Source organism: Candidatus Cloacimonadota bacterium (assembly GCA_034661015.1).
In the GTDB taxonomy this organism is placed as follows: domain Bacteria; phylum Cloacimonadota; class Cloacimonadia; order JGIOTU-2; family JGIOTU-2; genus JAYEKN01.
This window is the reverse complement of record JAYEKN010000260.1, coordinates 1-1740: the sequence shown is the minus strand read 5'-3', so window position 1 is coordinate 1740 and position 1740 is coordinate 1. Positions and strand designations below refer to the sequence as shown.

At 35.1% G+C, this 1740-nt stretch carries 2 protein-coding genes; both read right to left on the bottom strand.

What is annotated here, in order from left to right; translation table 11 throughout:
* Positions 1 to 668, bottom strand: a 668-nt coding sequence (locus tag U9P79_09355; protein MEA2104828.1) for a hypothetical protein, incomplete at its 3' end; no start/stop codon positions are given.
* Positions 665 to 1740, bottom strand: a 1076-nt coding sequence (locus U9P79_09350) for a metallophosphoesterase (protein MEA2104827.1), incomplete at its 5' end; no start/stop codon positions are given. The genes U9P79_09350 and U9P79_09355, both read right to left, overlap by 4 nt.

Below are 1740 nucleotides of genomic sequence, written 5' to 3'. Positions count from 1 at the left end.
GAATAAACGAGAGCATTCCCCTTTTTCCCCACATTTTCGATAACTCCGCAGCGAGATAAAGTGTAGGTAATTTTACGAGCGAGATTTATTGAAATTCTATAAAATTCTGCCACCTCTTTTGTCAGAAATTTCACATTTTTTTCAAACGGGATGAATTGAAGATAATCGTCAAGATTCAGAAACTGTTCGCTTTTCAAAACCTCAATTAATCTTCTATCCAAAATACTAACGCCTTTCCGCCTCCAACTACCTTTTCCATCATTGCAACGAATTTCTTCTTCGCTGGTAAAAAGGACTTCAAGAGAAAAATTATGATTTTTTAACAAGTGAGGAATATAAACAAGTTCATGAAAAATATCCTGTATCTTACAATGTTTGGGAGATTTTCTTTTTCTAATTTGATTTCCTTTGGTGGAAAGATAAACAATCTGTTTTTCCAAAGGCAGAGGGTAAATCATTCTTACTTTATGTTTAAAACAAAGTTGTTGCAATTTTTTCTTAATTGAGGAAAAATTTCCGGTTTGTATCTCTATCAGATAATTCTCACGAACAATATCAATGATAAAATTATCAATTTCAAACTCAAATTTATCTCCGGGTAACTGATACCAATTTTTCAGATCTGCATGAAGTCTGCTTTCATTTTGCAGTCCAATGGATTTTCTCATTTTTGTTTGGAATAAATTAATTCCATATTTTTATCGGAATAACACCTGTAGAATTTTCCATCCTTGATAAAAAGTGCCTGATCCTCTATTCCGGCTTCTCCCATCGGGATGTCCACTCCAAAAAGAAGTCCGTTGAATAGCGGTTCAATTTCATTTACATGCGTATGTCCCACAATTATCGAACGAGCCTGATAATGTTTCAGGATTTCCTGCAATTTTGCTTTTGTAATCTTAGGATATTTACTGCGTTCGTAAAAATATCCTCTGTACCAAATTGGTCCCCAACTTCCAGCAAGGAATTGCTCAAGATCAGTAAAGCCGCCCTCTTTATTTAGATAATTGCGAAATGATTTATTTATTTCCTCTAATGAGAGATTCAGCCTAAACAAAATCGGTGAAATTCCCGCATGTGTAAAAAGAAGATTATCCATTTTTATAATCACGTTTTTGCTTCTTAGCCATTTTCCAAGTTCCGAATTTTTCGCAAACAGTTCGGAATAATTGTATCCCAATGAATCACACAGGAGATTATATTTTGGGGCTACATATCGCAGATCGTTTTTCAGCACCATTTCTTCGTGATTCCCAATGATAAAGTGCACTTTTCCACCTGCTTTTTGGGACTGAAGAGACAGTTTGTAGATCAACCAAAGAATTTCGGTAACCTTATCGCCTCTATCAAAAATATCACCACAAAATACAAGATGCCCGTTTCCCCATTGCCAATTCAAATTTTCATCAACAATATTATTGTATTCGAGTAAACCGAGCAATCGTTCATATTCTCCGTGCATATCTCCAAGTGCGAAGATCTGCGGAATGTTTGTGTAAATAAATTTTTCCGACTTATGCGTTTGGCAAATTGTGTATTCTTGTCCGGTTTCATCAGGACCAAACGCCGGAAAAGTAAAGGTGCTATTAAAATCCGAAAAAACTTTACTCACTACTTCACTTTCTGACAAAATCGTGTCTTGAACGAGATAAAATACGTTTATTTTTGAATCGTTTTCCCAAACAATATGCGGACCATCGTAAATCACATGGGATTTTCCGAAAAGAGAAAATGGAATAA